The organism is Herbaspirillum rhizosphaerae (assembly GCF_046025915.1).
Taxonomy (GTDB): Bacteria; Pseudomonadota; Gammaproteobacteria; order Burkholderiales; family Burkholderiaceae_D; genus Herbaspirillum; species Herbaspirillum rhizosphaerae_A.
Map to the genome: position 1 here is coordinate 474,092 of NZ_JAQQFR010000001.1, position 26,886 is coordinate 500,977.

At 58.4% G+C, this 26,886-nt stretch carries 24 protein-coding genes; 14 read left to right on the forward strand and 10 right to left on the reverse strand.

All coding sequences use genetic code 11. From position 1 onward, the window contains the following. The first annotated feature begins 95 nt into the window (after nucleotides 1-95). Genes PQR63_RS02180 through PQR63_RS02210 form a run of 7 tightly spaced genes read left to right on the forward strand, consistent with a single transcriptional unit; the run spans nucleotide 96 to nucleotide 7,021 of the window. Entirely contained in the window at nucleotides 96-1,199 is a 1,104-nt protein-coding gene (locus PQR63_RS02180) for an ABC transporter ATP-binding protein (protein ID WP_408165234.1), read from the forward strand. Next, nucleotides 1,199-2,104, forward strand: coding sequence for an ABC transporter permease (locus PQR63_RS02185; protein ID WP_408165236.1), 906 nt, complete (start codon nucleotides 1,199-1,201; stop codon nucleotides 2,102-2,104). Before PQR63_RS02180 ends, PQR63_RS02185 begins: the two co-directional genes overlap by 1 nt. 4 nt (nucleotides 2,105-2,108) lie before the next feature. Beyond that, a complete protein-coding gene (locus PQR63_RS02190; protein ID WP_408165238.1) occupies nucleotides 2,109-2,903 on the forward strand; it encodes an ABC transporter permease in 795 nt (264 codons plus the stop codon). After that, nucleotides 2,900-3,226, forward strand: a complete 327-nt coding sequence (locus PQR63_RS02195) for a (2Fe-2S)-binding protein (protein WP_408165240.1) — start codon at nucleotides 2,900-2,902, stop codon at nucleotides 3,224-3,226. Before PQR63_RS02190 ends, PQR63_RS02195 begins: the two co-directional genes overlap by 4 nt. After that, nucleotides 3,223-4,725, forward strand: a complete 1,503-nt coding sequence (locus tag PQR63_RS02200; RefSeq protein WP_408165242.1) for an FAD-dependent oxidoreductase — start codon at nucleotides 3,223-3,225, stop codon at nucleotides 4,723-4,725. Before PQR63_RS02195 ends, PQR63_RS02200 begins: the two co-directional genes overlap by 4 nt. Next, nucleotides 4,722-5,942: an NAD(P)/FAD-dependent oxidoreductase gene (locus tag PQR63_RS02205; protein WP_408165243.1), complete on the forward strand. Its 1,221-nt coding sequence runs from the start codon at nucleotides 4,722-4,724 to the stop codon at nucleotides 5,940-5,942. Before PQR63_RS02200 ends, PQR63_RS02205 begins: the two co-directional genes overlap by 4 nt. After that, entirely contained in the window at nucleotides 5,939-7,021 is a 1,083-nt protein-coding gene (locus tag PQR63_RS02210; RefSeq protein WP_408165245.1) for an extracellular solute-binding protein, read from the forward strand. Before PQR63_RS02205 ends, PQR63_RS02210 begins: the two co-directional genes overlap by 4 nt. 61 nt (nucleotides 7,022-7,082) lie before the next feature. Here PQR63_RS02210 and PQR63_RS02215 read toward each other — a convergent pair whose 3' ends face one another. Then, the gene (locus PQR63_RS02215; RefSeq protein ID WP_408165247.1) at nucleotides 7,083-7,532 is read right to left on the reverse strand and encodes a hypothetical protein; all 450 of its coding nucleotides are present in this window, start codon (nucleotides 7,530-7,532) and stop codon (nucleotides 7,083-7,085) included. Nucleotides 7,533-8,090: 558 nt separating this feature from the next. Here PQR63_RS02215 and PQR63_RS02220 point away from each other — a divergent pair. Further along, on the forward strand, nucleotides 8,091-8,450 hold the full coding sequence (locus PQR63_RS02220) for a hypothetical protein (RefSeq protein ID WP_408165249.1): 360 nt from the start codon (nucleotides 8,091-8,093) through the stop codon (nucleotides 8,448-8,450). A gap of 47 nt (nucleotides 8,451-8,497) precedes the next feature. Here the strand turns inward: PQR63_RS02220 and PQR63_RS02225 are convergent, their stop codons facing one another. Beyond that, nucleotides 8,498-9,061 carry an SRPBCC family protein gene (locus PQR63_RS02225; protein WP_408165251.1) on the reverse strand — a complete coding sequence of 188 codons (564 nt, stop codon included), beginning with the start codon at nucleotides 9,059-9,061 and terminating at the stop codon, nucleotides 8,498-8,500. A 237-nt stretch (nucleotides 9,062-9,298) separates the two neighbouring features. On the opposite strand from PQR63_RS02225, the gene PQR63_RS02230 reads away from it, so the two are divergent. From PQR63_RS02230 to PQR63_RS02245, 4 genes are all read left to right on the forward strand, one after another. Next, nucleotides 9,299-10,351, forward strand: a complete 1,053-nt coding sequence (locus PQR63_RS02230; protein WP_408165376.1) for a LacI family DNA-binding transcriptional regulator — start codon at nucleotides 9,299-9,301, stop codon at nucleotides 10,349-10,351. Nucleotides 10,352-10,544: 193 nt separating this feature from the next. Further along, nucleotides 10,545-11,891, forward strand: a complete 1,347-nt coding sequence (gene gudD / locus PQR63_RS02235) for a glucarate dehydratase (RefSeq protein WP_408165253.1) — start codon at nucleotides 10,545-10,547, stop codon at nucleotides 11,889-11,891. Nucleotides 11,892-12,022: 131 nt separating this feature from the next. Next, nucleotides 12,023-13,354, forward strand: a complete 1,332-nt coding sequence (locus PQR63_RS02240; RefSeq protein ID WP_408165254.1) for an MFS transporter — start codon at nucleotides 12,023-12,025, stop codon at nucleotides 13,352-13,354. A gap of 221 nt (nucleotides 13,355-13,575) precedes the next feature. Further along, nucleotides 13,576-14,829, forward strand: a complete 1,254-nt coding sequence (locus PQR63_RS02245) for a DUF2863 family protein (RefSeq protein ID WP_408165256.1) — start codon at nucleotides 13,576-13,578, stop codon at nucleotides 14,827-14,829. Between the two features lie 197 nt (nucleotides 14,830-15,026). Here PQR63_RS02245 and PQR63_RS02250 read toward each other — a convergent pair whose 3' ends face one another. The 4 genes from PQR63_RS02250 to PQR63_RS02265 all read right to left on the reverse strand — a co-directional run bounded on the left by PQR63_RS02250 (nucleotide 15,027) and on the right by PQR63_RS02265 (nucleotide 19,385). Continuing rightward, on the reverse strand, nucleotides 15,027-15,404 hold the full coding sequence (locus PQR63_RS02250; RefSeq protein ID WP_408165257.1) for a hypothetical protein: 378 nt from the start codon (nucleotides 15,402-15,404) through the stop codon (nucleotides 15,027-15,029). Nucleotides 15,405-15,577: 173 nt separating this feature from the next. After that, nucleotides 15,578-17,095, reverse strand: coding sequence for an L-piperidine-6-carboxylate dehydrogenase (amaB, locus tag PQR63_RS02255; RefSeq protein WP_408165259.1), 1,518 nt, complete (start codon nucleotides 17,093-17,095; stop codon nucleotides 15,578-15,580). Nucleotides 17,096-17,122: 27 nt separating this feature from the next. Next, nucleotides 17,123-18,157, reverse strand: a complete 1,035-nt coding sequence (locus tag PQR63_RS02260) for a DUF1338 domain-containing protein (RefSeq protein ID WP_408165261.1) — start codon at nucleotides 18,155-18,157, stop codon at nucleotides 17,123-17,125. A 46-nt stretch (nucleotides 18,158-18,203) separates the two neighbouring features. Then, nucleotides 18,204-19,385 carry a saccharopine dehydrogenase family protein gene (locus PQR63_RS02265; RefSeq protein ID WP_408165263.1) on the reverse strand — a complete coding sequence of 394 codons (1,182 nt, stop codon included), beginning with the start codon at nucleotides 19,383-19,385 and terminating at the stop codon, nucleotides 18,204-18,206. Here PQR63_RS02265 and PQR63_RS02270 point away from each other — a divergent pair. Then, nucleotides 19,384-19,524: a hypothetical protein gene (locus PQR63_RS02270; RefSeq protein WP_408165264.1), complete on the forward strand. Its 141-nt coding sequence runs from the start codon at nucleotides 19,384-19,386 to the stop codon at nucleotides 19,522-19,524. The genes PQR63_RS02265 and PQR63_RS02270 overlap by 2 nt on opposite strands. Before the next feature lie 212 nt (nucleotides 19,525-19,736). Then, nucleotides 19,737-20,579: a transporter substrate-binding domain-containing protein gene (locus PQR63_RS02275; RefSeq protein ID WP_408165266.1), complete on the forward strand. Its 843-nt coding sequence runs from the start codon at nucleotides 19,737-19,739 to the stop codon at nucleotides 20,577-20,579. A 150-nt stretch (nucleotides 20,580-20,729) separates the two neighbouring features. Here PQR63_RS02275 and PQR63_RS02280 read toward each other — a convergent pair whose 3' ends face one another. The 4 genes from PQR63_RS02280 to PQR63_RS02295 form a co-directional block, all read right to left on the reverse strand. Further along, entirely contained in the window at nucleotides 20,730-21,230 is a 501-nt protein-coding gene (locus PQR63_RS02280; protein ID WP_408165268.1) for a fimbrial protein, read from the reverse strand. A 958-nt stretch (nucleotides 21,231-22,188) separates the two neighbouring features. Further along, nucleotides 22,189-23,265 (reverse strand): fimbrial protein, encoded by a 1,077-nt coding sequence (locus PQR63_RS02285; protein ID WP_408165270.1) that lies wholly within the window; start codon nucleotides 23,263-23,265, stop codon nucleotides 22,189-22,191. Between the two features lie 302 nt (nucleotides 23,266-23,567). Continuing rightward, nucleotides 23,568-24,665: a fimbrial protein gene (locus tag PQR63_RS02290; protein WP_408165272.1), complete on the reverse strand. Its 1,098-nt coding sequence runs from the start codon at nucleotides 24,663-24,665 to the stop codon at nucleotides 23,568-23,570. A gap of 803 nt (nucleotides 24,666-25,468) precedes the next feature. Further along, nucleotides 25,469-26,503 carry a fimbrial protein gene (locus PQR63_RS02295; protein ID WP_408165274.1) on the reverse strand — a complete coding sequence of 345 codons (1,035 nt, stop codon included), beginning with the start codon at nucleotides 26,501-26,503 and terminating at the stop codon, nucleotides 25,469-25,471. Between the last annotated feature and the right edge of the window lie 383 nt (nucleotides 26,504-26,886).

The following is a 26,886-nucleotide window of genomic DNA, read 5'->3' on the forward strand; positions in this document are numbered from 1 at the left end:
CGATTGCAATAACTCATGCGTTACCTAAGCAATTCGGATACCCGCTCAATGTAGCCGGAGAGCATCAAGGTCGATCATTCTGGAAAGGACTTGCCATGTCGTTCCTCACGCTGACCAATGTCAGCAAGTTTTACGGAGATACCCAGGCGGTATCGTCTTTCAACCTGAGCGTGGAGAAGGGCGAATTCATTTCGCTGCTCGGCCCCTCCGGTTGCGGCAAGACCACCACCCTGCAGATGATCGCCGGCTTTGAAAGCGTCAGCGGCGGCCGCATCGAACTGGACGGTCGCGACATCACGCACGCCAAGCCCAACACGCGCGGCCTCGGCATCGTGTTCCAGACGTATGCCTTATTTCCGCACATGACGGTCGAGCAGAACGTCGCCTTCGGCCTCGAAATGCGCAAGATCCCCGCCGCCGAACGCCGCGACAAAGTTGCACAGGCGCTGGCTCTGGTCCATCTTGAAAAACACGGCAAACGCTATCCGCGCGAAATGTCCGGCGGCCAGCGTCAGCGCGTCGCGCTTGCACGCGCGCTGGTGATCCAGCCACCGGTGCTGTTGCTGGACGAACCGCTGTCCAACCTCGACGCCAAACTGCGTGAAGAAATGCAATTCGAGCTGCGTGATATCCAGCGCAAGGTCGGCACCACCACCATCATGGTCACGCATGACCAGAGCGAAGCGATGTCCATCAGCGATCGCGTGGTCGTGATGGAAGCCGGTCACGTAACACAAGTCGATCGTCCGCTCAGCGTGTACGAGCATCCGGCCAATCGTTTCATCTCGACCTTCGTCGGCAAAGCCAATTTGCTGGAAGGCAGCGTGCTGCGCCAGGCCGGCGACCACGCAGACATCGACGCCGGCGGCATGACGCTGACATTGGAAGCGGTCGACAGTGGTCTGCGTTCCGGCGCACAGGTGTTGCTCGGTCTGCGTCCGGAAAAAATCAAATGCGTCGCCGCGGGCAAGGGACGTTGCGACGGCCAGGTCAGCCAGCGCTTCTTCCTCGGCAGCCAGTGGATGTACAGCATCGTCACGCCGCTGGGAGAACTCACCGTGTTGATCGCCAATGACGGCGCCGATATGCTGGAACCGGGACAGAGCGTCGGCATCGACTGGAACGATCACAACCTGCGACTGGTCTCTGCCAACCGCACTACCGCAGCCACCGCAATCAGTGCGGCAGAGGTTGCCTGATGAGCGCCGCTTCGACTACTTCCGTTGCGCCATCTTCCGTGGCCCAGAAGGCGATCAGCAATCGCAGCCTGCCATGGTTCATGTCAGCACCGGCCATCCTGTTGTGCAGTGTGATGCTGCTGGTGCCCCTGTTGCTAACCGTGCTGCTGTCTTTCAACGCCTTCGACGCCGATACCGGGCCCAAGGCCGGCACCTTCACGCTGGAACATTACCGTGCGGTGCTGACCGATCCCTATTACTACGAGATTTTCTGGCGCACCTTCTGGATCTCCGGCCTGGTGACGCTGATCTGTATCGTCATTGGCACGCCCGAAGCGTACATCCTCAATCGCATGCGCAAGCCGTGGCGCTCCATCATGTTGTTGGTGGTGCTGGCGCCGCTGATGATCTCGGTGGTGGTGCGCGCCTTCGGCTGGAGCATGCTGCTGGGGCCGGAAGGGTTGGTCAACGGCGCGTTGTCGGCATTCGGCATCGGCCCCTTCAAGATGCTCTATACCGAGACCGCCATCGTCATCGCGCTGGTGCACGTGATGCTGCCGTTCATGGTGATTCCGGTCTGGACGTCGCTGCAGAAGATTGATCCCGGCGTCGTCAACGCCGCGTTGTCGCTCAATGCTTCGCCGACCACTGCGCTGCGCCGTATTGTCCTGCCGCAGATCATGCCGGGCATGCTGTCGGGCAGCCTGATCGTATTCGGCCTGTCGGCCAGTTCGTTTGCGATTCCCGGCCTGCTGGGTGGACGCCGCCTCAAGATGATGGCCACGCTGATCTATGACGAATACCTGCACGAACTCAACTGGCCGCTCGGCGCCGCCATCGCCTTGCTGCTGCTGCTGGCGAACCTTGCCATCATGCTCGGTTGGAATCGCATGATCGAGCTTCGTTACAAGAAAGCATTGGGGTGAGCACATGACCAAGAACGGACCGATTGCATTGCTGTTCAATGCGCTGGTGATCAGCTTCATGCTGGCGCCGATTCTGGTGGTGTGCGTGATCGCCTTCACCCCGGAAAATACCCTCACCATCCATGGCCCGGAACTCTCGCTGCGCTGGTTCAAGGCCGTGTTCGAGTATCCCGATTTCGTCAGCTCGTTCTGGAACAGCCTGTGGCTGGGACTGTCTTCCGCGACCATCGCCACCGTCATCGCGGTGCCGGCCGGCATGGCGCTGATCCGTTATCCCAACCGCTGGAGCGGTTTGCTGCAGGGCTTGTTCCTGTCACCGCTGATCATTCCGCATCTGGTGTTGGGCGTGGCGCTGCTGCGTCTGTTCACGCTGATCGGCGGTGCCGGCAGTTTCGGCTGGCTGATCCTGGCGCACGCATTGGTGGTCACGCCCTACACCATGCGGCTGGTGATGTCGGCGCTGATCGGTTTTGACCGCAGCGCGGAGCACGCGGCGATGTCGCTGGGGGCGAGCAAGACCACGGTGTTCCTGCGTATAACCCTGCCGATGATCTTGCCCGGCATCACCGGCGGCTGGCTGCTGGCCTTCATCAACAGCTTCGATGAAGTGACGATGTCGATCTTCGTCACCTCGCCGTCGACCGTTACGCTGCCGGTGCGCATGTATATGTACGCCACCGAGTCCATCGATCCGATGATGGCTGCCGTATCAGCGCTGATGGTGGCGATCACCGCGGGCGCGATGATCATTCTGGATCGTGTCTACGGACTGGATCGTGTATTGGTGGGGCGCTCATGAAGTCAACCGCAATCCGCCCGCAGTTTGTCCGCGTTGCCGAACAGGCGCGCACGCCGGTTGCGTTCGTTCTGGACGGCCGGCCGGTGACGGCCCTGGAAGGCGACACCGTGTTGACGGCGATCTTGCTGAATGCCGGTCACGTACGCCACAACGAGTTCAGCGGCAAACCACGCGCCGGTTTTTGCATGATGGGCGCTTGCCAGGACTGCTGGGTGCAAACCATCAGTGGTGAAAAACTGCGCGCTTGTTCGACCTTTATCCGTGAAGGCATGCAATTGCTGACCGAAGCCGGAGAATGCGGAGAATGCGGAGAACAGCCATGAACAAACTCCGCCCCGTCATCGTCGGCGCCGGCCCTGCAGGCGTGCGTGCGGCACAGACGCTGGTCGCCCACGGTTTGCGTCCCATCGTGCTGGACGAAGCACCGCGCGCCGGTGGTCAGATTTATCGCCAGCCGCCGCCGGGCTTTTATCGCAACAAAAAGAAACTTTACGGTTTTGAAGCAGGCCGCGCCGACAGCGTCCATCAGGATTTCGCCGCGCTGGCGCAGCAGATCGACTATCGTCCGCAAACACTGGTGTGGAATGCGCAGCCGGATGTGCTCGATATCATGGACACCACCACGCTGGCCGCCGACAACATCGCATGGCAAGACATCATCGTCGCCACCGGCGCGACCGATCGCGTGTTGCCGGTGCCGGGTTGGACCACGCCGGGCGTCTACACCCTGGGCGGCGCGCAGGTCGCGCTCAAATTTCAGGGCTGCGCCATCGGCCGTCGCGTGGTGCTGGCCGGTACGGGGCCGCTGCTGTATCTGGTCGCTTATCAATACGCCAAAGCCGGCGCGCAGGTGATGGCTGTGCTCGACAGCAGCAGTCTGTCCGACCGCATTGCTGCGCTGCCCGGTATGCTCGGCCAGCCGGCGTTGCTGATGAAGGGCATGTATTACATGGCCTGGCTCATGGCGCATCGGATTCCGCTGAAGACGCACGCGCGCTTGCTGCGGGTTGAAGGCGAAGGACAAAATAAACACGATGAACACGTGCGCGCCGTTGTCTGGCGACGCGAGAGCATGACGGCGGAGGAACCCGCCATCGGCCCCGAGCAGACAATCGAATGCGACGCGCTCGGATTTGGTTACGCGTTGCGCTCCGAAACACAACTGGCCGATCTGCTCGGCTGCCGCTTCGGCTTCGACGCCGTACAGCGCGCCCATCTGCCTGAACGCGACAACGCCGGACGCAGCAGCGTGCCCGGCGTCTATCTCGCAGGCGACGGCGCCGGCATCATGGGTGCAGATGCGGCGGAGCTGGCCGGTGAACGCGCCGCGCTGGCACTGCTGCAAGATCGTGGCGTGCAGATCGACATCGCGCGCGCCGACAAGCTGGAACATCGCCTGGCGCGCATCGGCGCATTCCGCAAAGGACTGGAACGCGCTTTCCCTTTCCCGCACAAATGGGCCGAACTGGCGGATGACAAACTGATCGTGTGCCGTTGTGAGCAAATCAGCGCCGGTGAATTACGCCAGGCTGCGCGCGACAACAACGCGCAAGAGATGAATCGCCTCAAGGCGCTCACCCGCATCGGCATGGGCCGCTGCCAGGGCCGCATGTGCAGCAGCGCGGCGGGCGAGATTCTGGCGCAGGCTTGCAGCATCCCGCTGGCGCAAGTCGGCCGCTTGCGCGGACAGGCACCGATCAAGCCGGTGCCGATCGGCATGCATGCGTTGAAATCTGCGCCTGCGCCGGTCTCGGCATCGCCTTCCACGCAGCAGACGGCTTCGGTCTTCCACGTTGCCCTCGCGGCCGGGGAGGACGAATGACATCTCACGTGACCACCGACATCAACTCCGGCCCCAAAAGGCTGTCCGCTGATGTGTTGATCATCGGCGGTGGCATCGTCGGTACCTCGGCCGCGCTCGCGCTCGCCAAGGCAGGACGCAAGGTCGTCTTGCTGGAACGTGACCTGTGCGGTTCGCGCTCCAGCGGCATCAACTATGGTGGCGTCCGCCGACAAGGCCGCTCGGTATCGCAACTACCGCTTGCGCAGCGCGCGCACCGCATCTGGGAAGGCCTGAGCGATCTCATCGGCATCGATGGCGAATACGTGCGCAGCGGCCACTTCAAGCTGGCGCGCAGCGCTGCCGACATGCAAGCGCTGGAAGCCTATGCCGAACTCAGCAAACCTTTTGGACTCGGCATTGAACTCATCAGCGGCGAACGTCTGCGTCAGCAATGCCCATGGCTGGGCGGTGCGGTGGTCGGTGGTTCGCTTTGTCCGGAAGACGGCCAGGCCAATCCGCGTCTGGTGTCGCCCGCTTTTGCGCAGGCCGCACAACGTGCCGGCGCGCACATCATCGAACGGTGCGAGGTGCGCGAAGCCGGTTACGATGGCACGGCGTTTTCGGTACGCGCTGAACTGAATACCGGCGAAGGTCGCCAGTCGCTGCAGGTGCGCGCTGCTGCGCTGATCAACTGCGCCGGCGCCTGGGCCGGCAAGCTGGCCGAAGCCTTCGGCGAAACCGTGCCGATGTTCAGCGGCCATCCCAACATGGCGGTGACCGAGCCAATTCCGCACTTCCTGCCGTGGAGCCTGGGCGTGGAAGGCGGATCGATCTATTGTCGTCAGGTCAGCCGCGGCAACGTGGTGCTCGGCGGCGGTCGTGGCTATGCGCAGGACGAAAACCGCGCGCGCTCATCGCATGACGCCATCCTCGCGCTGCTGCCGCAAGCCGTCGACTTGCTCCCGGCTTTGCGTCACGTGCACATCATCCGCACCTGGAGCGGCGTCGAAGGCTACCTGCCCGACCGCCAGCCGATCCTCGGGGCTAGCAGCACGCAGGACGGCCTGTTCCACGGTTTCGGTTTTTGCGGCGCCGGTTTTCAGATCGGACCGGCGGCGGGCGAAGTGCTCGCCGATCTGGTCATGCATGGCCGCAGCGACATACCCATCGATGCATTTTCGATCCGACGTTTTCAATCCACTCTTCCCGTTGCAGATTTCAACCTCGCTTCCGAACCAGAAAGGAAAATTCAATGATTTCGCTTTCATCTTCTTTCGTCCGCCATACCTGTACTACCGCGGTGGCATCAAGCCTTGCTGCACTCTCGCTGCTGGCGATGAGCAACGCGGCGCACGCCGCCGATCCAAAGACGCTCTACATCGGCATGAACGGCGGCAACATGGAGAAGACCTACACGCAATTCGTGTTCGGTCCCTTCGAGCAAAAGAATAACGTCAAGGTGGTGGTGGTGCCGGGCGGCTCTTCCGACATCCTGGCCAAGGCGCAAGCCGCCAAAGACAAGCCGCAGATGCACCTGATGTTTCTCGACGACGGCGTCATGTACCGCGCCATCGGCATGGGCCTGTGCGAGAAGCAAAAGCCCAATCCCAACCTCGCCGGCATCCTCCCGGTAGCGCACATCAAGGGCGACATGGCTACCGGCGTCACCATCAGCATGACCGGTCTGGCCTACAACACCAAGGTCTACGCCGACAAGGGCTGGGCGCCACCGACGTCGTGGCTGGACATGGCCGATCCCAAGCTGAAAGGCAAGGTCGTGTTCCAGTCGCTGTCGTCATCGACCTTCGGCCTGCACGCCTTCCTCGCCTTCAACAAACTGAAGGGCGGCACCGACAGCAACGTCGAGCCCGGCTTCACCGCCTGGCCGAAGACCGTCGGCCCCAACGTCGTCGAATATATCGCCAGCTCCGCCAAGATTTCCGAAATGGCGCAAACCGGCGAAGCGGCATTGTTCCCTTACACGCCGACCCAGGTCACGATCCTGAAGAGCAAGGGCATCCCGGTCGAATACGTGCACCCGAAAGAAGGCGGCGTGGTCTTGATGGTGGCGCAATGCGTGATCGCCAACAACAGCGAGCCGCAACTGGCACAAGAGTTGGCCGCGTATCTGCTGAGCCCGGAAGCACAAGGCAAGGCACTCGAAAACGGCAGCTTCAATCCGACCAACACCAAGGTGCAAGTGACCGGCGCAGCGGCGGCGGAACAGAAGCGTCTGAACGACTACGTGAAGAACTCACGCAACGTCGACTGGGATGAGGTCAACAAGAATCGCGCGGTATGGAACACGCGTTGGAATCGTACGATCGAGCGGTGATGATATTGCTCTTGCAGGGTCAGGGAATCTGGATTCTGCAAGAGCGTCGGGCAGACGAGCATCAGCGGTAGTCAAAACCCCTACATCCCTCGCGTAGAGCGGTATCCCGATCAACGGGCAGGGCGGGAGGCATTTCAATTTGTTTCGGAAAAATTAAAGAAAGCCTTAGCCATCCTGAAGGGCTCGTCTGCATGGAAACCGTGCCGCCTTCAAGGCAAGTTACTGCGACTCCGGTCGACCCTTCACCCCGAATCCTGTAATCACCACTGCGCTGTGCAATCTCAGTTTCAATATCCGTCACATACTGATTGAGGGTGCAGTTCAGCGGACCGTCTTCATCGTACAGATGAAAGCAGGAATAGTCGTTGCCCTTAGGACTCCGTCGATGTACGACATTGGCAATTTCAGTCATCACCGCTGAGGCACCACTGCATGAACCCGAGAACACCGCGGCGATGACCATGGCGTCCCGCTCCTTCGGCGTTTCGGCATCCAGGATATGTTCCAGCATGCGTACGTTTTCTTGCGGACATGTGAAGTTACCTACACGCAGAAAGGTAAAATCAGCGGCATGGGCGTCGAGACTCGCGCCCGCCAACGCAGCCAGAAATATCGCAGGCAAAAGGCAAGCTCGAAGGACTGAGCGTAGGAATTTAATCATGGACGAGGTAGGTACGAGTGAGGAGCAGTTGCATGCTCAGTTGATGTCCAATGTGCTTGACGTGATTTGTCGTCATCACATTCTCTTGTACAAACCGAATGCAAGCAAATTGTTCGCGCTCCCCAGATAATGTCGCGCAGAAAAGATTGGTTCAAGGCTCTCCCAATAAAACAAATGGACAGTGCAATATCCATCGTCGTATGTTGACAATGAAAATCGCTGTTTTGAAAGCGGCATAGAATCTTTATTGATATAGTTGTGAACATATCAAGACTCGAAAAACTATTCTCATTCCCTCCTTGCGCTTGCCCTTCATCTTTACTAGATTGGGTATTCCACCAGAAGAACAGCTAGTCATCACAGCCAGCGAAAACAGCGTACTTAACTGTCCACCCGAGGAGCACAGTAATGAGTCCTGCTACATCTGCTGTATTGGAAGAACGCTCTGCAAGAGCCTATGCCGGATCACTCGGCGTTGGTATTTCCCCCCGCCCTGAACGTCGCCGCGAACGTCTTGCCGTTACCTTGATGGAACTTGATCCACGCGATGTGGTGGATGGCGTCCTACTTGAGAACGGCATGTTCCTTGCGCCTGATCCGACACCTGTGGGCACGATGCGCGAGGTTTGTCCGCATTGCGAGGGCGTGGCGTTGCAACTCGTGTTGCGCCGCCATCATGTCAAACGCTCGCACTTGTTTTGCGGGCAATGCACACGCTGCTACGACGCGGTATGCGAAGGAGGGTATTCGATACTTGGGATAGTCTGAGCTGATCAGTATTTCTCAACGATAGTAGTAGCGTAACGATAGCGGCCTCAGGGCCGCTTTTCTTTTTCTGCGTCGTTGCCTTTTTCTATTTCGGCTTTCACGGCGTTGAGCATGTGGCGTAGATCGCTTTTCATGAGCGCTGCACCAAAAAGCGTGGGCACGTAAAAATCGGGCGCGATGATTCCCGCGTAAGAGATGCGGGTGTGGCCGTCGTCGCCCGGTTGCTGCGGCTGCTGAGGTTGTAGTTCCCAGCGTGCCTGGTATTCGCGCATGTTGCCGCTGATCAGGCGTATATCGATGACCTGCATCGGCTGTTCGGTGACGTGCAGCACCAGGTCGATGTTTTGCCGGATGAACAGAAATTTGGCGAAGCCATTCTGGGTGACCACGCGCTCATTGCCTTCGCTGGAAGTGACTTGTGAGCGCGACAGGTTGGGGACGAATTCCGCGAGCCGGTTGTAGTCGGTCAGCACCTTCCAACTGCGCGCCACGTTGGCGTTGACCGTCATCTTTGCGGTCACTTCAAAGAGCGGATAGCCCTTGGCGCGGGTCATGCGGACATCGATGTCGGGTTGGTCGATGGTCTGTGCATCGACATTGCTGCCGGTCATCCAGACTAGTGCTACCAGTGAGCAAAGCAGAGAGGGTCGCAAAGGGGCTTTCGATTGGCTGGTTCATCAATAGGCAAGCGCGAGCTTACGCGAATTTGGTGACGGAGCAATGTCGCGCGAGCATGCCGGGTGGTATCGGTACCATTTTGGCAATGCTAAAATCGCGCCATGAAGAAGCCTTCCCCTCCCACCGATCCTGCCGATCCCATCATTTCAGCACCCGCACCTGACGCCTCAATGACTGACCCCCAGCCTGTCCTTGAAAAAGTGCGTAAAGGTCGCAAAGGCGCCGGACTGACCTTGCGCGATGTCGCCAAGTTGGCGGGCGTGGCGCCGATTACGGCTTCGCGCGCGCTGAATACACCGGATGCGGTTTCCGAAACCGTGTTGAAAAAAGTGCGTGAAGCGGTTGAGCGCACCGGCTATGTTCCCAATCTCCTTGCAGGCGGACTGGCCTCGAAGAAGAGCCGCCTGGTCGCCGCCGTGGTGCCGACGATTGTCGGGCCGATCTTTCTGGAAACCGTGCAGTCGCTGACCGAATCGCTGGCCGCCGCCGGCTATCAGCTGATGCTGGGCCAGAGCGGCTATGAAAACTCGCGTGAAGATGCCTTGCTCGAAGCCATCATCGGCCGTCGTCCCGACGGCGTGGTGCTGACCGGCATCATGCGCTCGCCGGAGTCGCGCAAGCGTTTGCTGGCCAGCGGCATCCCGGTGGTGGAAACCTGGGATCTGACGCCGACGCCGATCGACATGCTGGTCGGCTTCTCGCATGAAAACATCGGTATCGCCGTCGCACGTCACTTGCACGCTGCCGGTCGCCGCCGCGTGGCCGTGATTGCCGGCGTGGATGAACGCAGCCGCCGCCGCGCCAAATCGTTCTCGGATGAAGCGGTGCGCCTGGGCATGGCTGCCGGCGGTGTGACCGAAATCCCGCTGTGCATGGTGCCGGCGCCGACGACCTTGGGCAGCGGCCGTACCGGACTATCCGATCTGTTGGGCCAGGACGCGGCCATTGACGGCGTATTTTGCAGCTCGGATGTCCTCGCCATGGGTGTCATGATCGAGGCGCAGGTGCGCGGCATTTCCATTCCGGGGCAACTGGCGGTGATGGGTTTCGGCGACCTGAGTTTTTCACGCGACCTGCACCCACAACTGACGACGGTGCGCATTGACGGCACCGGCATCGGCAAGGTGGCGGCGCAGTTCATCATTGATCGTGCCGACGGCCTGCAAGTGGCTGATCGCGTGCATGACATCGGCTTCACCATCATTGAGCGCGAAAGCGTCTAGCTGGCTGTTTTTCAGATCGCCGGCAGTTCCTTTAAGCAATATTTCCTGAAAATCAACTCTTCGTAAACCGGTTGACACGTTAAAACGGTACCGCTACCATCAGCATCAATCGGAATTGGTAGCGGTACCAACGGTGCTTTCAACGGATGCGCCAGTTCCTGAATTACCTCGGATCAACTCAGGGAAGCTCATCATGTCAATTCAGAACACCGCCGCCGGCGCGCCTGTCGTCACAACCATGCAAGTCATCCCGGTTGCCGGGCGCGACGGCATGCTGCTAAACCTGAGTGGCGCGCACGGCCCTTACTTCACGCGCAACATCGTCATCCTGACCGACAGCGCCGGCAACACCGGCGTCGGTGAAGTGCCGGGCGGCGAGCGCATCCGCCAGACCCTGGAAGACGCGCGCGCGCTGGTCGAGGGCCAATCCATCGGCACGTATCATTCCATCCTCAACCGCATGCGCCAAGTCTTCAATGACCGCGATTCTGGCGGACGCGGGCTGCAGACTTTCGACTTGCGCATCACCATCCACGCCGTGACGGCAGTGGAGTCGGCAATGCTCGATCTGCTCGGCAAATTCCTCGGCGTACCAGTCGCGGCCTTGCTCGGCGAAGGCCAGCAGCGCGACAAGGTGGAAATGCTCGGTTACCTGTTCTACGTCGGCGACCGCAGTGCCACCGATCTGGACTACCACAGCGAACCTGACGCCGCCGACGACTGGCAGCGCCTGCGCCATGAAAAAGCCATGGACTCCAAGGCCATCGTGCGGCTGGCTGAAGCGGCTTATCAGCGCTACGGCTTCAACGATTTCAAGCTCAAGGGTGGCGTGCTGCGCGGCGAAGATGAAATCGAAGCCGTCACCGCCTTGCATGAGCGCTTCCCGCAGGCGCGCATCACGCTGGATCCCAACGGCGGCTGGTTGCTGAAAGATGCGATCCGTCTGTGCCGCGATCAGCATGATGTGCTGGCGTATGCCGAAGACCCTTGCGGCGCCGAAAACGGTTACTCCGGCCGCGAAGTGATGGCCGAGTTCCGCCGCGCTACCGGTTTGCAGACCGCCACCAACATGATCGCCACCGACTGGCGCGAGATGGGCCACGCGATTCAGCTGCAATCGGTCGACATTCCGCTGGCCGATCCGCATTTCTGGACCATGCAAGGTTCGGTGCGGGTGGCGCAGATGTGCAACGAATGGGGCCTGACCTGGGGTTCGCATTCCAACAACCACTTCGACATTTCTCTCGCGATGTTCACGCAGGTTGCCGCCGCCGCGCCGGGCAAGATCACTGCGATCGATACGCACTGGATCTGGCAGGACGGCCAGCGCCTGACGCGCGATCCGCTCAAGATCGTCGGCGGCATGGTCGACGTGCCTAAGACGCCGGGCCTCGGCGTTGAGATCGACATGGAGCAGGTCATGGCCGCCAACGCGCTTTACAAGTCCAAGGGACTCGGCGCGCGGGACGATGCCATCGCCATGCAATACCTGATTCCGGGCTGGAAATTCGACAATAAAAAACCCTGCCTCGTCCGTTAATACGAAGGCATCGTGCGCAGTCTTGGAGCTGCCTGTAGAACTGCCGCACCGACATGGAAGAACGATAAGAAAAAAGATTGCGCAGGCTGCATCGGCAGCCTGCAGCGCCAACAACATCAAGGAGATCAATCGTGAGTGAGCAAAATATAGCAGCCTATGCCGCCAATCCCGACGGCCCGGCAAGCGGGCCGCTGGCCAGCGCCATCGACAAGGTCAAGTGGCGCATCCTGCCGCTGTTTGTGATCATGTTCATCGCCAACTACATCGACCGCGTCAACATCGGTTTTGTACGTTCGCATCTGGCGACGGATCTTGGCATCGGCTCAGCGGCGTTCGGGTTGGGTGCGGGTTTGTTCTTCATCGGTTACGCGATCTTTGAAGTGCCGTCCAACATGTTGTTGCAAAAGTTCGGCGCCAAGGCCTGGCTCACGCGCATCATGCTGACCTGGGGCGTGGTCGCGACCTCGATGGCCTTCGTGCATAACGAGACCTCGTTCTACGTTCTGCGATTTTTGCTGGGTGTTGCCGAGGCCGGCTTCTTCCCGGGCGTGGTGTATTACTTCACACAGTGGCTGCCCAATAGCGAGCGTGGCAAAGCCATGGCGATCTTCCTGAGCGGTTCGGCGATTGCATCGATCTTGTCCGGCCCGATCTCCGGCGCGCTGTTGCAGATCGAAGGCGGCGGCCTGCACGGCTGGCAGTGGATGTTCATCATCGAAGGCCTGGCTTCGGTGGCGCTGTGCTTCGTGGTCTGGACTCGCCTCGACTCCACGCCCAAAGACGCCAAGTGGCTCAGCGACGCCGAGCGCGACAGTCTGGCTACGATCATCCAGCATGAGCAGCGCGAACGCCAGGCCAGCAAGCCGGTACACGTGTCGTCGTGGAGCTTGCTCAAGGATCCGCAAATCCTGCTGTTCTGCTTCATCTATTTCGCAATCCAGCTGACCATCTACGGCGCGACCTTCTGGCTGCCGAGCATCATCAAGAAGATGGGCCATTTCAACGACTTCCAGGTCGGCCTGTTCAACTCGATTCCGTGGATCATCTCGATCATCGCGATGTACATCTTCGCCAGCCTGGCGACGCGCTTCAAGCACCAGCAAGCCTGGGTGGCGGCGACGCTGATCATCGCGGCCGCCGGTATGTTCGCCTCGACCACCGGCGGCCCGGTGTTGGCGTTTGTGGCGATCTGTTTCGCCGGTATCGGCTTCAAGGCGGCGTCTTCGCTGTTCTGGCCGATTCCGCAGGCCTATCTGGATGCACGCATCGCCGCTGCGGTGATCGCGCTGATCAATTCCATCGGCAACCTCGGCGGCTTCTTTGCGCCGGCCACCTTCGGCTATCTGGAGCAAAAGACCGGTTCGATCCAGGGCGGTTTGTATGCGCTGGCGGTGGCGTCGGTGATTGCTGCGGGGTTGGTGTTCCTGGCGCGGACTTCAGGCAAGAAGGCGGCGGTCGTCTGATCCCGTGTTTTTTGGTTGTCGTCCCGGCGAACGCTGGGACCCAGTGTCTTGACGCCCGTTGGGACGACGCTGGATCCTGACTTTCGTCAGGACGACGGCCAATGCAGGAACTCAGTGAGAGATCGATACCCTGCGCTTGGCAGAACGGGACGGTAAAAGAGGCGGACTTGTTACAATGTCCGCCTCTTCTGTTTTTCTGCTTATTCCGAGCACATCCAATCATGTCCAAAAGCAAGCGTCCGGCCTCCGGCAAAGCTCCCACACTTTCCAACTCACCGTCGCCATCGCCGGTCTTCGACGCGGGCGATCCGGGTGAATACCAACTCGACGAAGCGCTGATCGACAAGATTGCCAACCTCGCGGTTGAACTGGCTACGGAAGATGAAGCCTCGCCGGAGTTGCCGGGCAAGCAACGCGACCTGCGCCGCATGATCGGCAAGAGCCTGCGCCAGCAACAGGACGACGTGTTGTACGAAGCCCTCGAGCGCGCGCGCGACCAAGAGGCCGACGCCTATCCTTACCTGCGCGAAATCATCGAAGAAGCCGCCGAGATCGTCTTCTTCACCCGCAACGAGCGCAGCTATGAAGTCAACGCCTTCGTCATCCCGATGTTCGTGCGCACCATCGGCGGTCTCGATGCCGAGCAGAACTTCCGCGATGCCGATGCCTTCACCGAGTTGACCGCCAGCATCAAGGAAGCCCAGCTGGAAAGCGCTGACGCCAAGGTCGTGCTGGTCAGCTATGCCTACCATCTGGACGAAATCGACGCGATTACCTACAGCCATCTCGAAGCCATGGTGCGCGATGCCTTCGCCGCCATGACCGACAAGAAGATCACCGAAACGGCGGCCATCAATCGCAGCATGAGCACCTGGCCGGCCAATCGTTTCGGCGCCGAAGACACGGCGGTGGAATTGCGCTTCCTGCTCGGCTTTACGCTCAAGACAGCCGACGATCCGTTCTATGTCATTCCCAAGGACGAAGCCGCGATGGATGCCTACTTTGCCGTGCGCGCCCAGCGTTTCCAGGCCTGGAGCGAAAAGGTCGTGCCGCTGGTGCAGCGTTGCCTGGTGACTGACGGCCGCAGCACAGACTTCGATGTGCATTTCTTGTATCAGGATTTGTTCCACGGCGGCAAGGAGCGCGGCATCGCCGAATACTTCATGCTGCAGATGATGTCCGAACTGGATCACGGCCTGCAAGAAAGCGGCGTGGCGGGAACGCAGACGCGTGCCGTCATGGGCCCTGTCCATACGGATGGCGATGTGGTGTTGCGGGTGAATTTGTACGGCGAAGGCGATGCAATCGTCGCCACGGCAGAAAAGCCGCTGGATGCCGCACGAGATTTGCAAGTGGAACTGGACGACACCTGCGACGCCGTACTGACGCTCGGTGTGCAGTCGGTCGCCTTGGCGGAAGAGTTTGACGCCGACGGCAATGCCGTCAACGTCCAGCCTTATGCCGAAGGCAACTGAGGGTAGCCAATAAGTCGGCTGACGCGCCGGCAGCAAAGCCACCGTATCCGGCGCGCCCATTGCGCGCGCCGCTACCAGTGTGGCGTCGATCATCTCAAACATCACATCGCTTGTCAGACGCGCATCAATTCCACGGATCAGGCGGCCATATCATCATGGCTGGCTGACACCGATACCCTACCCCAGGGCTCGCACACCTATTTGATAATCGGCAGTGAGGTCGGCACCGATGTCTGCAGCGATGCAGACTGATCCAGCTGGCCGATCTGTTTCGCCACGCAGCGGAAATTCAGTTCTACCTGGATCGGTTTCCAGCCACGTGTCTGCTGACGCAATTGCACATCGCCATCCTGGGCGGCGCACCAGGAGAGCGCTTTTTCATGGCTGGCGGCCGTCAGCGCCGGCATCGACATGGTGTAGCTGATGCCGGTCGCCGTGAGATTGTAGGAACCGTCATCGCCTTCGGAAATCACCTGGCTGTAGTTGGCGCAGGCGTTCAGCGAACAGGCTGCGGCAGCGATGAGCAAGGCGCGTGCGCCGGTCTTTGCGGCCGCAGAAATCGTTGGTGTGCGCATGATGGTTCCCCCCCTGATTAGTCACACAATCAGTGTAGAACCGGGCGAAAAACTATTACACCATCCTGATCAAACTTTACTTGTGTTTGAAATTATCAAGAGAGATGCCTCGTCATTTCTCGAGTTCGCGCATGCCGACGCAACAGTGGCAACCGTAGCATCGGGTAATTTGCTCAGTCGATATCGAACTGCACGCCCTGCGCCAGCGGCAGCACACGGCTGTAGTTGATGGTATTGGTGGCGCGGCGCATGTAATTTTTCCACGCGTCCGAACCTGATTCGCGGCCGCCGCCGGTCTCTTTCTCGCCACCGAAAGCGCCGCCGATTTCCGCGCCGCTGGTGCCGATGTTGACGTTGGCCAGGCCGCAGTCGCTGCCCTGGGCCGACATGAACAACTCACTCTCACGTATGTCGTTGGTGAAGATGGCTGACGACAAGCCTTGCGGTACGGCGTTGTTCATCGCGATGGCGTCTTCGAAGTTGTCATAGGCAACGGCGTACAGGATGGGGGCGAAGGTTTCCCGATGCATCACGGCGCTTTGGCGCGGCATACGTACCAGCGCGGGTTTGACGTACCAGGCCTTGTCGCCGCCAAACGTGGTTATACGCTCGCCGCCGCTGAGTGCGCCGCCTTCTTTTTGCGCCTGTGCCAAGGCCTGTTGCATGTTGTCGTAAGCACCGCCGTCGATCAGCGGGCCGACCAGCGTCTCCGTCAGCAAAGGATCGCCGACGGCAATGCCTGCATAGATGCGTTCGATGTCGCCGCAAAGTTTGGCGTACAGGCTGCGATGGATGAAGACGCGGCGCAGGCTGGTGCAGCGCTGACCCGCTGTACCGACGGCGGAGAACACGATGGCGCGCAACGCCAGGTTCAGGTCTGCACTCGGGGCGACGATCATGGCGTTGTTGCCGCCCAGCTCCAGCAGGCTGCGCCCGAGACGCTGCGCTACTGTGACGGCGACCTTGCGTCCCATGGCGACGCTACCGGTGGCGCTCACCAAAGCAATGTCAGGCGAAGCGGAAATCGCTGCACCGACATGGGCGCCGCCGATCAGCAGCGTGCACAACTGCGACGGCACGGTGCCGGGACGTTGTTTCTCCATGCGTGCAATGGCTTGCTGCATCAGAGCCTGTACCGCGAGTGCGGTGATCGGTGTTTTTTCGGAGGGCTTCCACACCACGCTGTTGCCGCATACCAGCGCCAGTGCAGCATTCCACGCCCATACCGCGACCGGGAAGTTGAATGCCGTAATGACGCCGCAGACGCCCAATGGATGCCAGGTTTCCATCATGCGATGGCCGGTACGTTCGGACGCGATGGTCAGGCCGTGCAACTGGCGCGACAGACCGACGGCGAAGTCGCAGATGTCGATCATCTCTTGCACTTCGCCGACGCCTTCGGAGCGGATCTTGCCGGCTTCCAGCGACACCAGCATGCCCAATGCTGCACGCTTCTCGCGCAGGACTTCGCCAAGCAGGCGCACCAATTCGCCGCGCACCGGCGCTGGCACGGTACGCCAGCTCAATGCCGCTTCGCGTGTGGCGGCGATGGTTTGCTGCACTTCGGCGTCGCTGTGATTGCGCAGCAGCGCCAGCGTGGCGCCGTCACGCGGCGAGCGGCTGTGCAGGTCGCGACCCGATTGCGCGGAGAGGTCGACACCGAGTTCGGCGTAGAGGCTGGCGATGTCCATGGTGAATCCGTTTCTAGACGAGTGTGGTCAACATTCAGCGGCGGCAGCGCCGGCTGTCATTTTGAAAATCCCCTGCGCGTTGCCGCTGTCAAAGGTCAGATCCAGCTTTTCCTGATGTGTCTTTTCGTCGACGAAGTGGTCGCGCGAAATAAATTCATAAAACGATCCCGGCACCTTGCGCGCCACCGGCTGGCCGTGTTCGTCGGCCATTTCACGCACGACGGTGGTGGCGCGGAAGGCGGTCTGGCGCACGCGGCCATTGCGCGAGACTTCGATCTTGTCCTTCATCGGGCGGCCGAGGTCGCGCTGCAACTGCGCCAGGCTTTCGACATCGGCGACGCGGTCAGTGGCGTGGTTGAAGACGTTCCCTTCGGTCGCGATCCAGGCCATTTCCGAGGACTCTTGCAACAGGCTCTCGTAGTCGGCCAATGTCGGTAGCGCATGCTGACGCTCGAAGCATCCCAGCAGTACCGGCAGCAACGCCGCAGCATCGTCGTAAGGCAGCGTCTTGTGTTGCGTCAGGTGATCCAGGGATGCCTTGCTGCGCGCGTCGAGCGGATCGACCGAGGTCGACAGTACGCGTGCGACGACGCGTTGGAACTCGTCCGAGAAGCGCTCCGGATGCAACTCGCTGAGGAAAAATTGTGCGATCCCTTCGGCGTCATCAGCATGCGCGTAGACGCGTCCGGTCATCTTGATGCGATCCAGCGGATACAGGCCGGCCAGCTCGTAACCGAGCGGCAGAAAGATACGGGTGAACGCCGCTTCGCCTGCCGGCAGGGCGCCAGTTTGTGCGCCCAGTACGGTACGCAGCGCGCCATGGTCAAAACAGATCTTGCGGCCGTCGCGCACCGCGTCGCCGACATAGGCGGCACCTTCCGGCACCTCGTGCAGCAATTTGTCGAACAGCAGCATGTTGAGCGCCTGCGCCAGTTCCAGACGCGTCACGGTCGGCCCGGCGGGCTGCAGCGTGCCGGCCGGGATGTCCAGCATTTGAAACAAGCGGGCCGTGGTGTCGGCGCTGCTGGTCTGTTCCAGCAAGGTGTTCAGATTGGTGCTCATGGCTTTCTCCGGGATGGCTCAGTTTGATCAAAAATGGATCAGACCATCAGACTGCCAGTACAGCCAGCGCCGCCTCGATGGTCTCCTTCGCCGGATAGTTTGACACGTCTTGCGTCCGTTGTTGCGAACCGGTGCGCGTGCCGCCGCCTTGTCCACCATAAGCACGCCCGTAGCGATTGGCGAGGAAGTCCGGTAGCGCAATCTGTTCTTGCCGGATAAAGCCACGTGCAGGCAATTTCCCTTCGCGGAATAAGTCCAGCGCGGCGCAGATGCCCGCTGCGGTGGTGATCTGGATTGCGCTCTCGTGCACGCCGTCGGCGGTCGTCTGCGCGAAGATCTTGCGGCTGAAGACTTCCTGCACATACTGGCCGCGCCGCATGCCGCTGACCGTCACGAACACCAGCACCACGTCTTGCATCGTCGACGGTACGGACTTGCGCAGTATGGTCTTGAGCTGCTCCTGATCGTCGCGCAGGCGCAATTCTTCCAGCAAGAATTTCACCAGATTGCGATGGCCGGGATAACGCACCGATTTGTAGTCCAGATTGCGTACTTTGCCGGCCAGCGTGTTGCACAGCGTGCCGAGTCCGCCCGAGGTATTGAAGGCTTCATACTCGACGCCGTCCAGCGAAAAGTGTTCCAGCCCTTCCAACGGCTGGATGTCTTGCATCTTGCCGTCGCGGATGGCTTCGCAGGGATGGCAGTATTCGTTGACGAGACCGTCGACGCTCCAGGTCAGGTTGTATTTCAACTCGTTGGTTGGAAATTCAGGCAGCGCGCCGACGCGCATCTTGACCTCGTGGATCTCGTCAAAGTCGCGGGCCAGATGATGTGCCGCGATGCCGATAAAGCCCGGCGCCAATCCGCATTGCGGCATGAAAGCGGTGTCAGCGCCGGCGGCCAGTTTGGCAATGGCCTTGGTGGCGCGCACGTCTTCGGTCAGGTCAAAGTAATGCACGCCACTCAGCTTGGCCGCCTTGGCCACAGCCGTCGCCATGTGATACGGCAGCGCGTTGAGGCAGGCGTCGTTTCCCGAGAGCAGATTGCACAAGGCATCGTGATCGTTGAAGTCGATCAGCGCAGTACGTACGCCCAGCGCTTCCATCGCGGCCAGTGCTTTGGCATCGCGGTCGGCGGCAATGACCTCATAGTCGCCGCTGCCATGGAGGTGCAGCAAACGGGCGATGGCGTAGCCGATGTGGCCGGTGCCGAGCAGGACGATTTTCATGGCGATGCTCCCTGAATTGAATGGATGTGATGAGGATGTGACGGCATTTGCATCCATTGTAGGAAACGATCAAACCGATAAAAAGACCAAAATTGATGCGTATATGACGATATTTTGGTCATTTTGTAGTGGTAAGTAATGTAAATTGACGGATATGCCAAAAAAGCATCCGCGCGTCGGGCTTCGGACGTCGTTCCCGGAGAGCGGGAATGTGCAATAAGCTGAACATCGCATACCGCTTAGTATTAAAATTGCCGGATGCCCCGGGCCAGAAGTCCGGGCGCTGCAACTGCCAACCAGTAAAGCAAACGGCCATCACCGTGCCACTTAAATCATCAGGGAGAGAAGCAAATGCAAAATCGTCGCCGTTTCATCACCAACGTGGCAGGCCTCGCCGCCGCCAGCTATCTGCCCGGCGCCTTCGCGCAAAGCGCGCCAGCCGGTGAAAGCACGTTTGCCCGCATCAAGCGGACCAAAGTGCTGCGCATTGGTGGTGTACGTGGTCAGGCTCCTTACTACAACAAGGATCTGGCCAGCGGCGAATGGGTCGGCTTCATGGTCGACTTCGCCAAGAACCTGGCTGCCAGCCTGAACGTCAAGCTGGAAGTGCTGGAAACCACCTGGGGCAATTCGGTGCTTGATCTGCAGACCCGCAAGATCGACGTCTTCTTCGGCCTCAACCCGACACCGGCACGCCGCGAAACCGTCGGCTTCTCCGAGCCGCTGTTCAACAACGCGTTCACCATTGTTTCCAAGAAGGGTTTCGCACCGAAGACCTGGGAAGAGCTCAACAAGCCTGAAGTCAAGATCGGCGTCGACATCGGTTCGTCGCACGACGCCATGATTACCCGCGTCTGCCCCAAGGCCACCATCGTGCGTCTGGAAAAAGCCGACGACGCTACCCTGGCCCTGCAAACCGGCCGCGTGGACGTACAGGTGCTGGTCTGGCTGCTGGCCTTGAACGTGCTGAAGAAGAACCCAAGCCTGGGCACCATGATCGTGCCGATGCCGCTGGAAGCGACCTCGACCAACGTTGGTGTGCCGAAGGAAGACGACAAGGCCTGGCTGGAATACATCAACAAATGGATCGTGCAAGAACGCGCGGCCGGCAAGATCAAGGCCACCGTGCTGGAAAACCTGCAGAAGCTGTCAGGTGTGCGTCCGGAAGACGTGCCGCCGCAGATTCCGCTGTAATCGCCGGTTTGTCTTGAACGCCGCCGTTCTGGTATGTCCCGGGGCGGCGGCGTTTTTACGTGGCGGGAAGGACAGTGAGTGTTGAGTAACGAGGAGGATGCTGGTCGCTATCGGCGACAGATTGCTGCCGACAGCGCCGCCACGTCAACACTATTGATACGCGATCGATACTTCTACGCGGCCAGTGACGTTGCCCGGTGTGATCTTGGCGCCGGTCTGAAAGTAATTCACCGAGAATGGGAAGTTATTGGTGCCGGTTGTCTTAAATGGAGTCGGCCCCGGCTCCAGCGTGTCGAAGCTGATAGGCTGGCGCGTTGTTTCGTTGACGATTTTCAGTCCCACACCCGACGCCCGATTTGCGCCCTGATCGGTCTTGATCACACCCGGCGCACCGGATGCATCCCGATAGGCTGATGAAAACGACACTCCGATCTGCGCTGCACCGGACTTGCCGGCGCATTGCAGAGGGATCATGAAGTGCTTGGGTGCATCGCGCGAGACGGAACCCGTGCCCGAGAAACTGTTGGCGCTCACCGCATCCAACATCACGGTCGGTACCACGGGGATATTGCAGGTAGGGGTAATGATCTGCATCGCGCCGTAGCTCAAGTAAAACGGGATCGCGTAAGTAGAATGGGTAGTATGGCTCACGTAAGTCCGAGCCACGATCCAATGTGGACGAGCCTCGATGGCCGGGCCCTCAACAGGGAGGTACCGGATAATAAACTGAAGACGTGCCTTTACCATCAAAGCTCGGGTCCGGTCATCCGGTAGCGTAAATTGGATAGCTTCGTGGCCGTCCATGGAACTGAGCATGGAGGGAGAGTCTTGGATCTCCAGCGTCAACCTGCTGTCAATTGTGAGGTTGTTGGTCCTACAGTCTTCTGTGCAGGAATCTTTGTAGGTTCGATTTCCATACCTGTAAGGAAGATTCGAAGATGTCCACATCATGTAAGGGGAAGAGCCGCCGTAATAGCGGGCGTGACATGCCGTTCCAGGAGCAAGAGGAAAAGTCAACGTAGACTCATAGAGGACATCGCCAACCTTGGCATTGGGCGGTATGCGAAGTGGTGAAGTGGGGAAGTTCAATTCCTGAGATACGCAGGGTTCTTTAGCTTGCGCATGCGCCTCGTCAGCGCCGCCCAGCAAAATGAACAAGACGCCGACAAGGCTAAGCAGACGAACAAAATAAGCAGGCATGGTCATGACCTTTTTTAAGAGTAATTGCCATCGACAACGTCGACTGTAACGGGACGCGAGCCTTCGGCCACGCAGGGAAGTCGCTATCTTAGTGAAAGCGCTCGCGAAATTCGTTAGGAAAACTCTCAAAATACGTCGTCATGCCGTGTCGAAAAAAGCACCCTCCAGCATTTTTATTGGTATGACATCGTCAAGCTTGTTAACGCGATGGTGCTATCCGCTGTGGGAGTGCCAGCGGTTTGCAGATAGTGCGTAAGGAATTTGACATTGACGATGCTCCTATCGCTTACACCGCAGGCAGCGAAGCTGAAGAATCGGCCTGGATTTCGCCTCGCCGATTACCTCTTTCGTGACCAAGGGCCGTACACAGTACGGCCCTTGGTCGTCCGGTCGATGCGGTCTATTTTGGTTAGTTATACGTGATGGTTGCGATCATTTGACTGTCGATCGTGCCTCCACTGACCGAGTTGGCTATCTTGATGACGGTCGCAGCATAGTTCGTGTAGGTGTAGGAATCGCCGCTTCCATATGGTATTAAGTCCACCGGATATTGCTGCTGGAATTTGACGGGCGTAGTGTTGTCCGGGGTAAGCAGCTGTACTCCTACCCCCTTTGCTGAATTAGTCCTGCTGGATAAGGTCGCGACGCCATCCATGCCGGCAACAGCCCCCGTTGCCGAGGCAAACGACAGCGTCATCCTCGTCGGCCTTCCGGTGCAAACAATGCTCAACCCAACTGGCACGATTCTTCCTCTTGATCCAATGGGGCCGGAAAATGTGCTGGCTGGAGTGGTTCCTAGAGTGACGTATGCATGGTCTATGATGCATGTAGCACCGCTGCTGCCGCCGCCACCACCACCACCACCACCACCACCACCACCACCACCACCACCACCGCCAGACTTGGTAAAGGTGGTTGTATTCGATACCGTGAAGTTGGCGAACCTCAGCCTGTTGGTGCCTAAGTACCACGTGGTGAAATCACCGGCACGGTCAGTCGCACTGCTGGTACCTGAAAAATAGGGACTGGAGGTCTTGACGAAGATCAGCGTGGCTTGGGCGGCGTTACTTGCGTTATTGGGACTCGGGCCGTCAGGATTATTTGGATATCCGCGCACTCCATTTGCCAAACCTAGGTTCCACAATATCGCAGATCCAATACCCGGGACGTTGGTTGGCATCACGTTATAACCGCCCACAGAGGACGAGGTCGTTCCCCAGTAATCTTGCAGCCCTGCTGATCCCGCCCCACCAGGACAACTGACTTGCGCAATCTTGTTACCGTTAACCGGAGACGACGTCCACAGCACCGTTCCGGGTGCTTCCGAACCAGTCACTGTAATTGTTGACGGCACTGAAAATGCATAGCTCGCTTGCGATGTCGTACCGCCGTCGTACGTGCAATTTCCCGCTTGCGTTTCTGCACCCAGTAGCAGTAAAGCACCAAAAACTGCAATTGTTTTCCCGTGTGATTTCGATTTTTTCATTTTGAGTTTTCTCTGTATGTATCGACTGTCGGCTTGGAAGATAGCGACTCACTATCCCGTGCCGGCATTCGTATCAAGCCACAGAGTGTGACGTATTCGATCTAACTCACGATATGGGAAAACTCTCAAAATATTCTACGTTTGTCTATTCATGTTTCTATTCCTTGCGCCTGGAAATGTCCTCTACTAAAGGAGCCAGAGTCAATCGAAGGATCTGACTGCGTCAGTCAAACAAGATAAATCTCAAAAGAAAAAGGCGCCGATGTCGGCGCCTTTTTATTGATTGTTGATGTCCCTGATATTTATTGATATGACATCGTAAATGTCGCGAGTCCGTTAGCGGTGCCGGGTTTGATGGTGGCATCGGTTTGGATATAGCGCGCAGCAAAGACGAGCGACGTAGGGCCGGTTGCGTTCCCAGCGCTGTAAAAAACAAAGAACTGATTGGTCGTCCCGGCGAGCGAAGAATCCGGGCCAAAGCGAATTGGACCGCTGCCGTTCTTTCGCTGGATTTGAAAGCCCACGCCCGTTGCGGTCGATGAAGACGACAAGGGGAGCGTCGATGTGGTGTTGGCGCTATTTTGCGCATCAGACAAGACCATGAATACCTTGGCGGCGACGCCGGAACAATTGACGCCAATCGTAAAGTCAGGCCCCCAGCCGGAGGTCGAGCCGACGCCGCTAAAGGTTTTGCTCGGAACGGCTCCCATATTGACCGCGCCCGGCTGCGTCACTGTGCAGGTCTGTGGAACGACGGACAACGAGGAGTTCAAAAGATTAAAGCTAACGTACTCTATCCCCTCGGCTTGACCAGTCAATAAGGTAGCGCCTATCGAGAGCCTTGGTGCGCCGCCGCCATTGGCAGTTTTGACGATTTCCAGCCTTTTCCCTAATGGAGTGAATACTCCCCAGCAGTAGCTAGAACCACCGGCGGCTGAAGTTCCGGGCTGTCTACATGCGCCGAAGGTAAAGGTAGTAGACCCGGTTATGTTTGAAGTGTTGTTCCTGGTATTCACGATGCGGAAACCAAGGCCGGAGTTTGATCCATTTGGATTCAGTAAAATGAAGACGCCATCTAACCCTGACGTCCCAGCTGATGTTGGAGCGATCACGTTTGTAAGGGGAGTACTAAGGGTAACCGTAGTACGACCTTGCTGACACCATGCTCCTCCGGACCGAGTCTCGGAATTTGTCGTTACTGATGCTAATACCGTTCCTATGGGGGCGTCACGAGGGGCATTAATTAAGCTGGACGGAAAAGTAAATCCGATTTGCTGCTCTCCGCGACTAACGTCTGCCGAGCATGCAGCATGGGCGGCCTGACTGAACAGGCCAAGTAAAACCATCGCTGTCAGCCTTTTGACGAGTGCCAGAAATGGCACAGCGGTTTTCTTTGACATATTTTTTGCTTTCGTCTTATCAGTTACCAGAATGCATCGACTGTTTTATTCTGTACCACGGGCACATGAAGCGGTGAGTATCGATGTTTTTTGCCCACAAAAACATGGGAGAATTCCTAAAATCGCAGCGGTTTTCTACGTTCTGATCAAGGTCGTCACATCAATTTTTTTTGAGAAATTGGATCGGCGAAGGAGATTAAGGTGACCGAATTCGATCAGAATTCGCCCTTAGCAAGGGCATTGATGCGATGAAAGGCACTATTTCCAATCGTTTCGAATGACTCGGCGATCTCATCGAGCAGTTTGTCGAACTGTTCTGGCGAGCCGGCACGTAGCTAGGCGAGGTGGTCCAATTCGCTGCTGAAGGAGCAGGGCTGTTTTCAGTTGCACGATGGATTGGCTGACCAGCGGTGACCTCATGCGTTTGACCGCCCGTTGAAGGATCAAGGGCAATGCGCCGGAAAGCTTGTAGAAGCTGTCAGGTGCTCGTCTGGAGGAGTACCGCCACAGACTAGACGGGAAGATTCTCTCTGCTCGACCTTGAAGCAAAAAAGAGCCGCTGTTGGCTCTTTTTCATTCCTCGCCTGCCCGTTGCGATTGGCGCGAGTAATGTGCTTCCCTGCTTTGCAGAATTACCGATCAATCTTGCGCGACAAAACAATCGAGGTCGTGGTTTTGATCACGCCGCTGACTCAGCAACTGAGGGCTAGTAACTCTGCGATGGGGCAGCTATGGGCCCCTGCTAAACCGTGACACTGCCGAAGAAGCGCCGCGTCGAGGTTGTAAGCATGGGTGGAATGCTGTTAGTTGTAGTTGATGGAAAACGCAATAAATCCTCCCACGGATCCTGCTTGCGCTGTACTGCTGTATTTGAACATCGATGCAGTAAAACGCAGTACTGCACCGCGAGCGTAGTCGTTGACGGCTGGCGGCACCGGATTGTCAACATCCCAGTTGACGGGAGTTCCGGTTGCATCCTTTACTTCAATGCCGACGCCTGCCAGGGTACTGCTTTTCATTTTTCCAGCGCTGGGCCCCCCAATCTGATCTGTGGCAGGCCTCATGCTATAGGTGACGTTGCGCGGAACGTCTGTACAGCGCGTGATGCCGATGGAGAAAGGAACAGGCGCTGACCTTGCGTTGTTATTCAGATCGCTTGAGCGCACGGAACCCAGATCAACAGAGTTATTGATGAGGATGAGACGACATGTTGTCTTTGACACGGTCACGACAGCGGAAACGCTTCCCTTGCCGGTTTCAAAGCTGCCAGTTGCCCCTGGTGCGTAGTAAGAGCTTGATAACTGATTTCCACTCATGGTTCCGCCTGTCACGTTCCCGGTTCTTACCAGCTCCGCTTTCAGATTCAGCGTGCATGATCCAGGCAATGTACAGAGTCCGGGGGGAAGCGTTGCGCATCCACCGTTTTGCGGCATATATCGCCAGCAAAAGCTGTTTGTTCCGCCTGCCGGGGTTGTCACGCCACGACCAAGCAAAACTGCACCAGTATTCGTCTCGGTAAATCGGATTCCGACGCCACTGACGTTTGTCGCATACACGCCGCTGGCATCGGCCAGTGTATTGAGAGGGAAAAGCTGAAACACGATATCGCTAATTCGCTGCCCCGTACCTTCAGGGCCGGCTATCGTTGCCGCACTACAGGTAAACGTAATCGATTGATTGTTGGTCGCCAATATGTCACCTCTCGCCCCGTTGTCGCTTGACCGAACCGCGCCAAAGTTAAAATTTGGTTGCGTCGCAGAACATTGCGCCCACGCGCTATGGGCCATCATCAACAGCAAGGTCGACAAAACCAGCCGGCAAAAAGACGATATTTTCATCACTTCATTCTCACTTTTTCTGTACGACCTTTAGCCACAGGCACTCGGTCTAGTGACAGGTGTGTGGAGAGAGGGAAGGGGGGAGTATGAAGACAGTAAAGGCAGAGCTATATAGGAAAATTCTCAAACACCTGCCGGCTTCGTGCAATTGGATAGGCACCAAGATAATCGGGGCAACGATTCCTCAAATATATGCGATGGCTGGAGAGCGATTCGGAAGTCACTTTCGCGTGCCTCTGAACATGGAGAATTTTTAGGATGATTCTCGCAGCGGATCTGGTCGCGTTAGGAATTGGAAAGTGATAACGCTCTCCTGCCTTTGACAAATCGGATCAAAAGGCATCAGACCAAATGGGATTGCTGCCGCTACCTGAACCGTAACG

Excerpts from the sequence above, each read along its gene's own strand:
- PQR63_RS02290 (WP_408165272.1), bottom strand. The coding sequence starts at position 24,665 with ATGTCAAAGAAAACCGCTGTGCCATTTCTGGCACTCGTCAAAAGGCTG.
- PQR63_RS02260 (WP_408165261.1), bottom strand. The coding sequence starts at position 18,157 with ATGAGCACCAATCTGAACACCTTGCTGGAACAGACCAGCAGCGCCGAC.
- PQR63_RS02215 (WP_408165247.1), bottom strand. The coding sequence starts at position 7,532 with ATGCTGGAACATATCCTGGATGCCGAAACGCCGAAGGAGCGGGACGCC.
- PQR63_RS02245 (WP_408165256.1), top strand. The coding sequence starts at position 13,576 with ATGTCCAAAAGCAAGCGTCCGGCCTCCGGCAAAGCTCCCACACTTTCC.
- PQR63_RS02285 (WP_408165270.1), bottom strand. The coding sequence starts at position 23,265 with ATGAAAAAATCGAAATCACACGGGAAAACAATTGCAGTTTTTGGTGCT.
- PQR63_RS02220 (WP_408165249.1), top strand. The coding sequence starts at position 8,091 with ATGAGTCCTGCTACATCTGCTGTATTGGAAGAACGCTCTGCAAGAGCC.
- PQR63_RS02180 (WP_408165234.1), top strand. The coding sequence starts at position 96 with ATGTCGTTCCTCACGCTGACCAATGTCAGCAAGTTTTACGGAGATACC.
- PQR63_RS02225 (WP_408165251.1), bottom strand. The coding sequence starts at position 9,061 with ATGACCGGCAGCAATGTCGATGCACAGACCATCGACCAACCCGACATC.
- PQR63_RS02205 (WP_408165243.1), top strand. The coding sequence starts at position 4,722 with ATGACATCTCACGTGACCACCGACATCAACTCCGGCCCCAAAAGGCTG.
- PQR63_RS02250 (WP_408165257.1), bottom strand. The coding sequence starts at position 15,404 with ATGCGCACACCAACGATTTCTGCGGCCGCAAAGACCGGCGCACGCGCC.
- PQR63_RS02185 (WP_408165236.1), top strand. The coding sequence starts at position 1,199 with ATGAGCGCCGCTTCGACTACTTCCGTTGCGCCATCTTCCGTGGCCCAG.
- PQR63_RS02210 (WP_408165245.1), top strand. The coding sequence starts at position 5,939 with ATGATTTCGCTTTCATCTTCTTTCGTCCGCCATACCTGTACTACCGCG.
- PQR63_RS02195 (WP_408165240.1), top strand. The coding sequence starts at position 2,900 with ATGAAGTCAACCGCAATCCGCCCGCAGTTTGTCCGCGTTGCCGAACAG.
- PQR63_RS02200 (WP_408165242.1), top strand. The coding sequence starts at position 3,223 with ATGAACAAACTCCGCCCCGTCATCGTCGGCGCCGGCCCTGCAGGCGTG.
- gudD (WP_408165253.1), top strand. The coding sequence starts at position 10,545 with ATGTCAATTCAGAACACCGCCGCCGGCGCGCCTGTCGTCACAACCATG.
- PQR63_RS02275 (WP_408165266.1), top strand. The coding sequence starts at position 19,737 with ATGCAAAATCGTCGCCGTTTCATCACCAACGTGGCAGGCCTCGCCGCC.
- PQR63_RS02270 (WP_408165264.1), top strand. The coding sequence starts at position 19,384 with ATGGCGATGCTCCCTGAATTGAATGGATGTGATGAGGATGTGACGGCA.
- PQR63_RS02265 (WP_408165263.1), bottom strand. The coding sequence starts at position 19,385 with ATGAAAATCGTCCTGCTCGGCACCGGCCACATCGGCTACGCCATCGCC.
- amaB (WP_408165259.1), bottom strand. The coding sequence starts at position 17,095 with ATGGACATCGCCAGCCTCTACGCCGAACTCGGTGTCGACCTCTCCGCG.
- PQR63_RS02230 (WP_408165376.1), top strand. The coding sequence starts at position 9,299 with ATGACTGACCCCCAGCCTGTCCTTGAAAAAGTGCGTAAAGGTCGCAAA.
- PQR63_RS02295 (WP_408165274.1), bottom strand. The coding sequence starts at position 26,503 with ATGAAAATATCGTCTTTTTGCCGGCTGGTTTTGTCGACCTTGCTGTTG.
- PQR63_RS02190 (WP_408165238.1), top strand. The coding sequence starts at position 2,109 with ATGACCAAGAACGGACCGATTGCATTGCTGTTCAATGCGCTGGTGATC.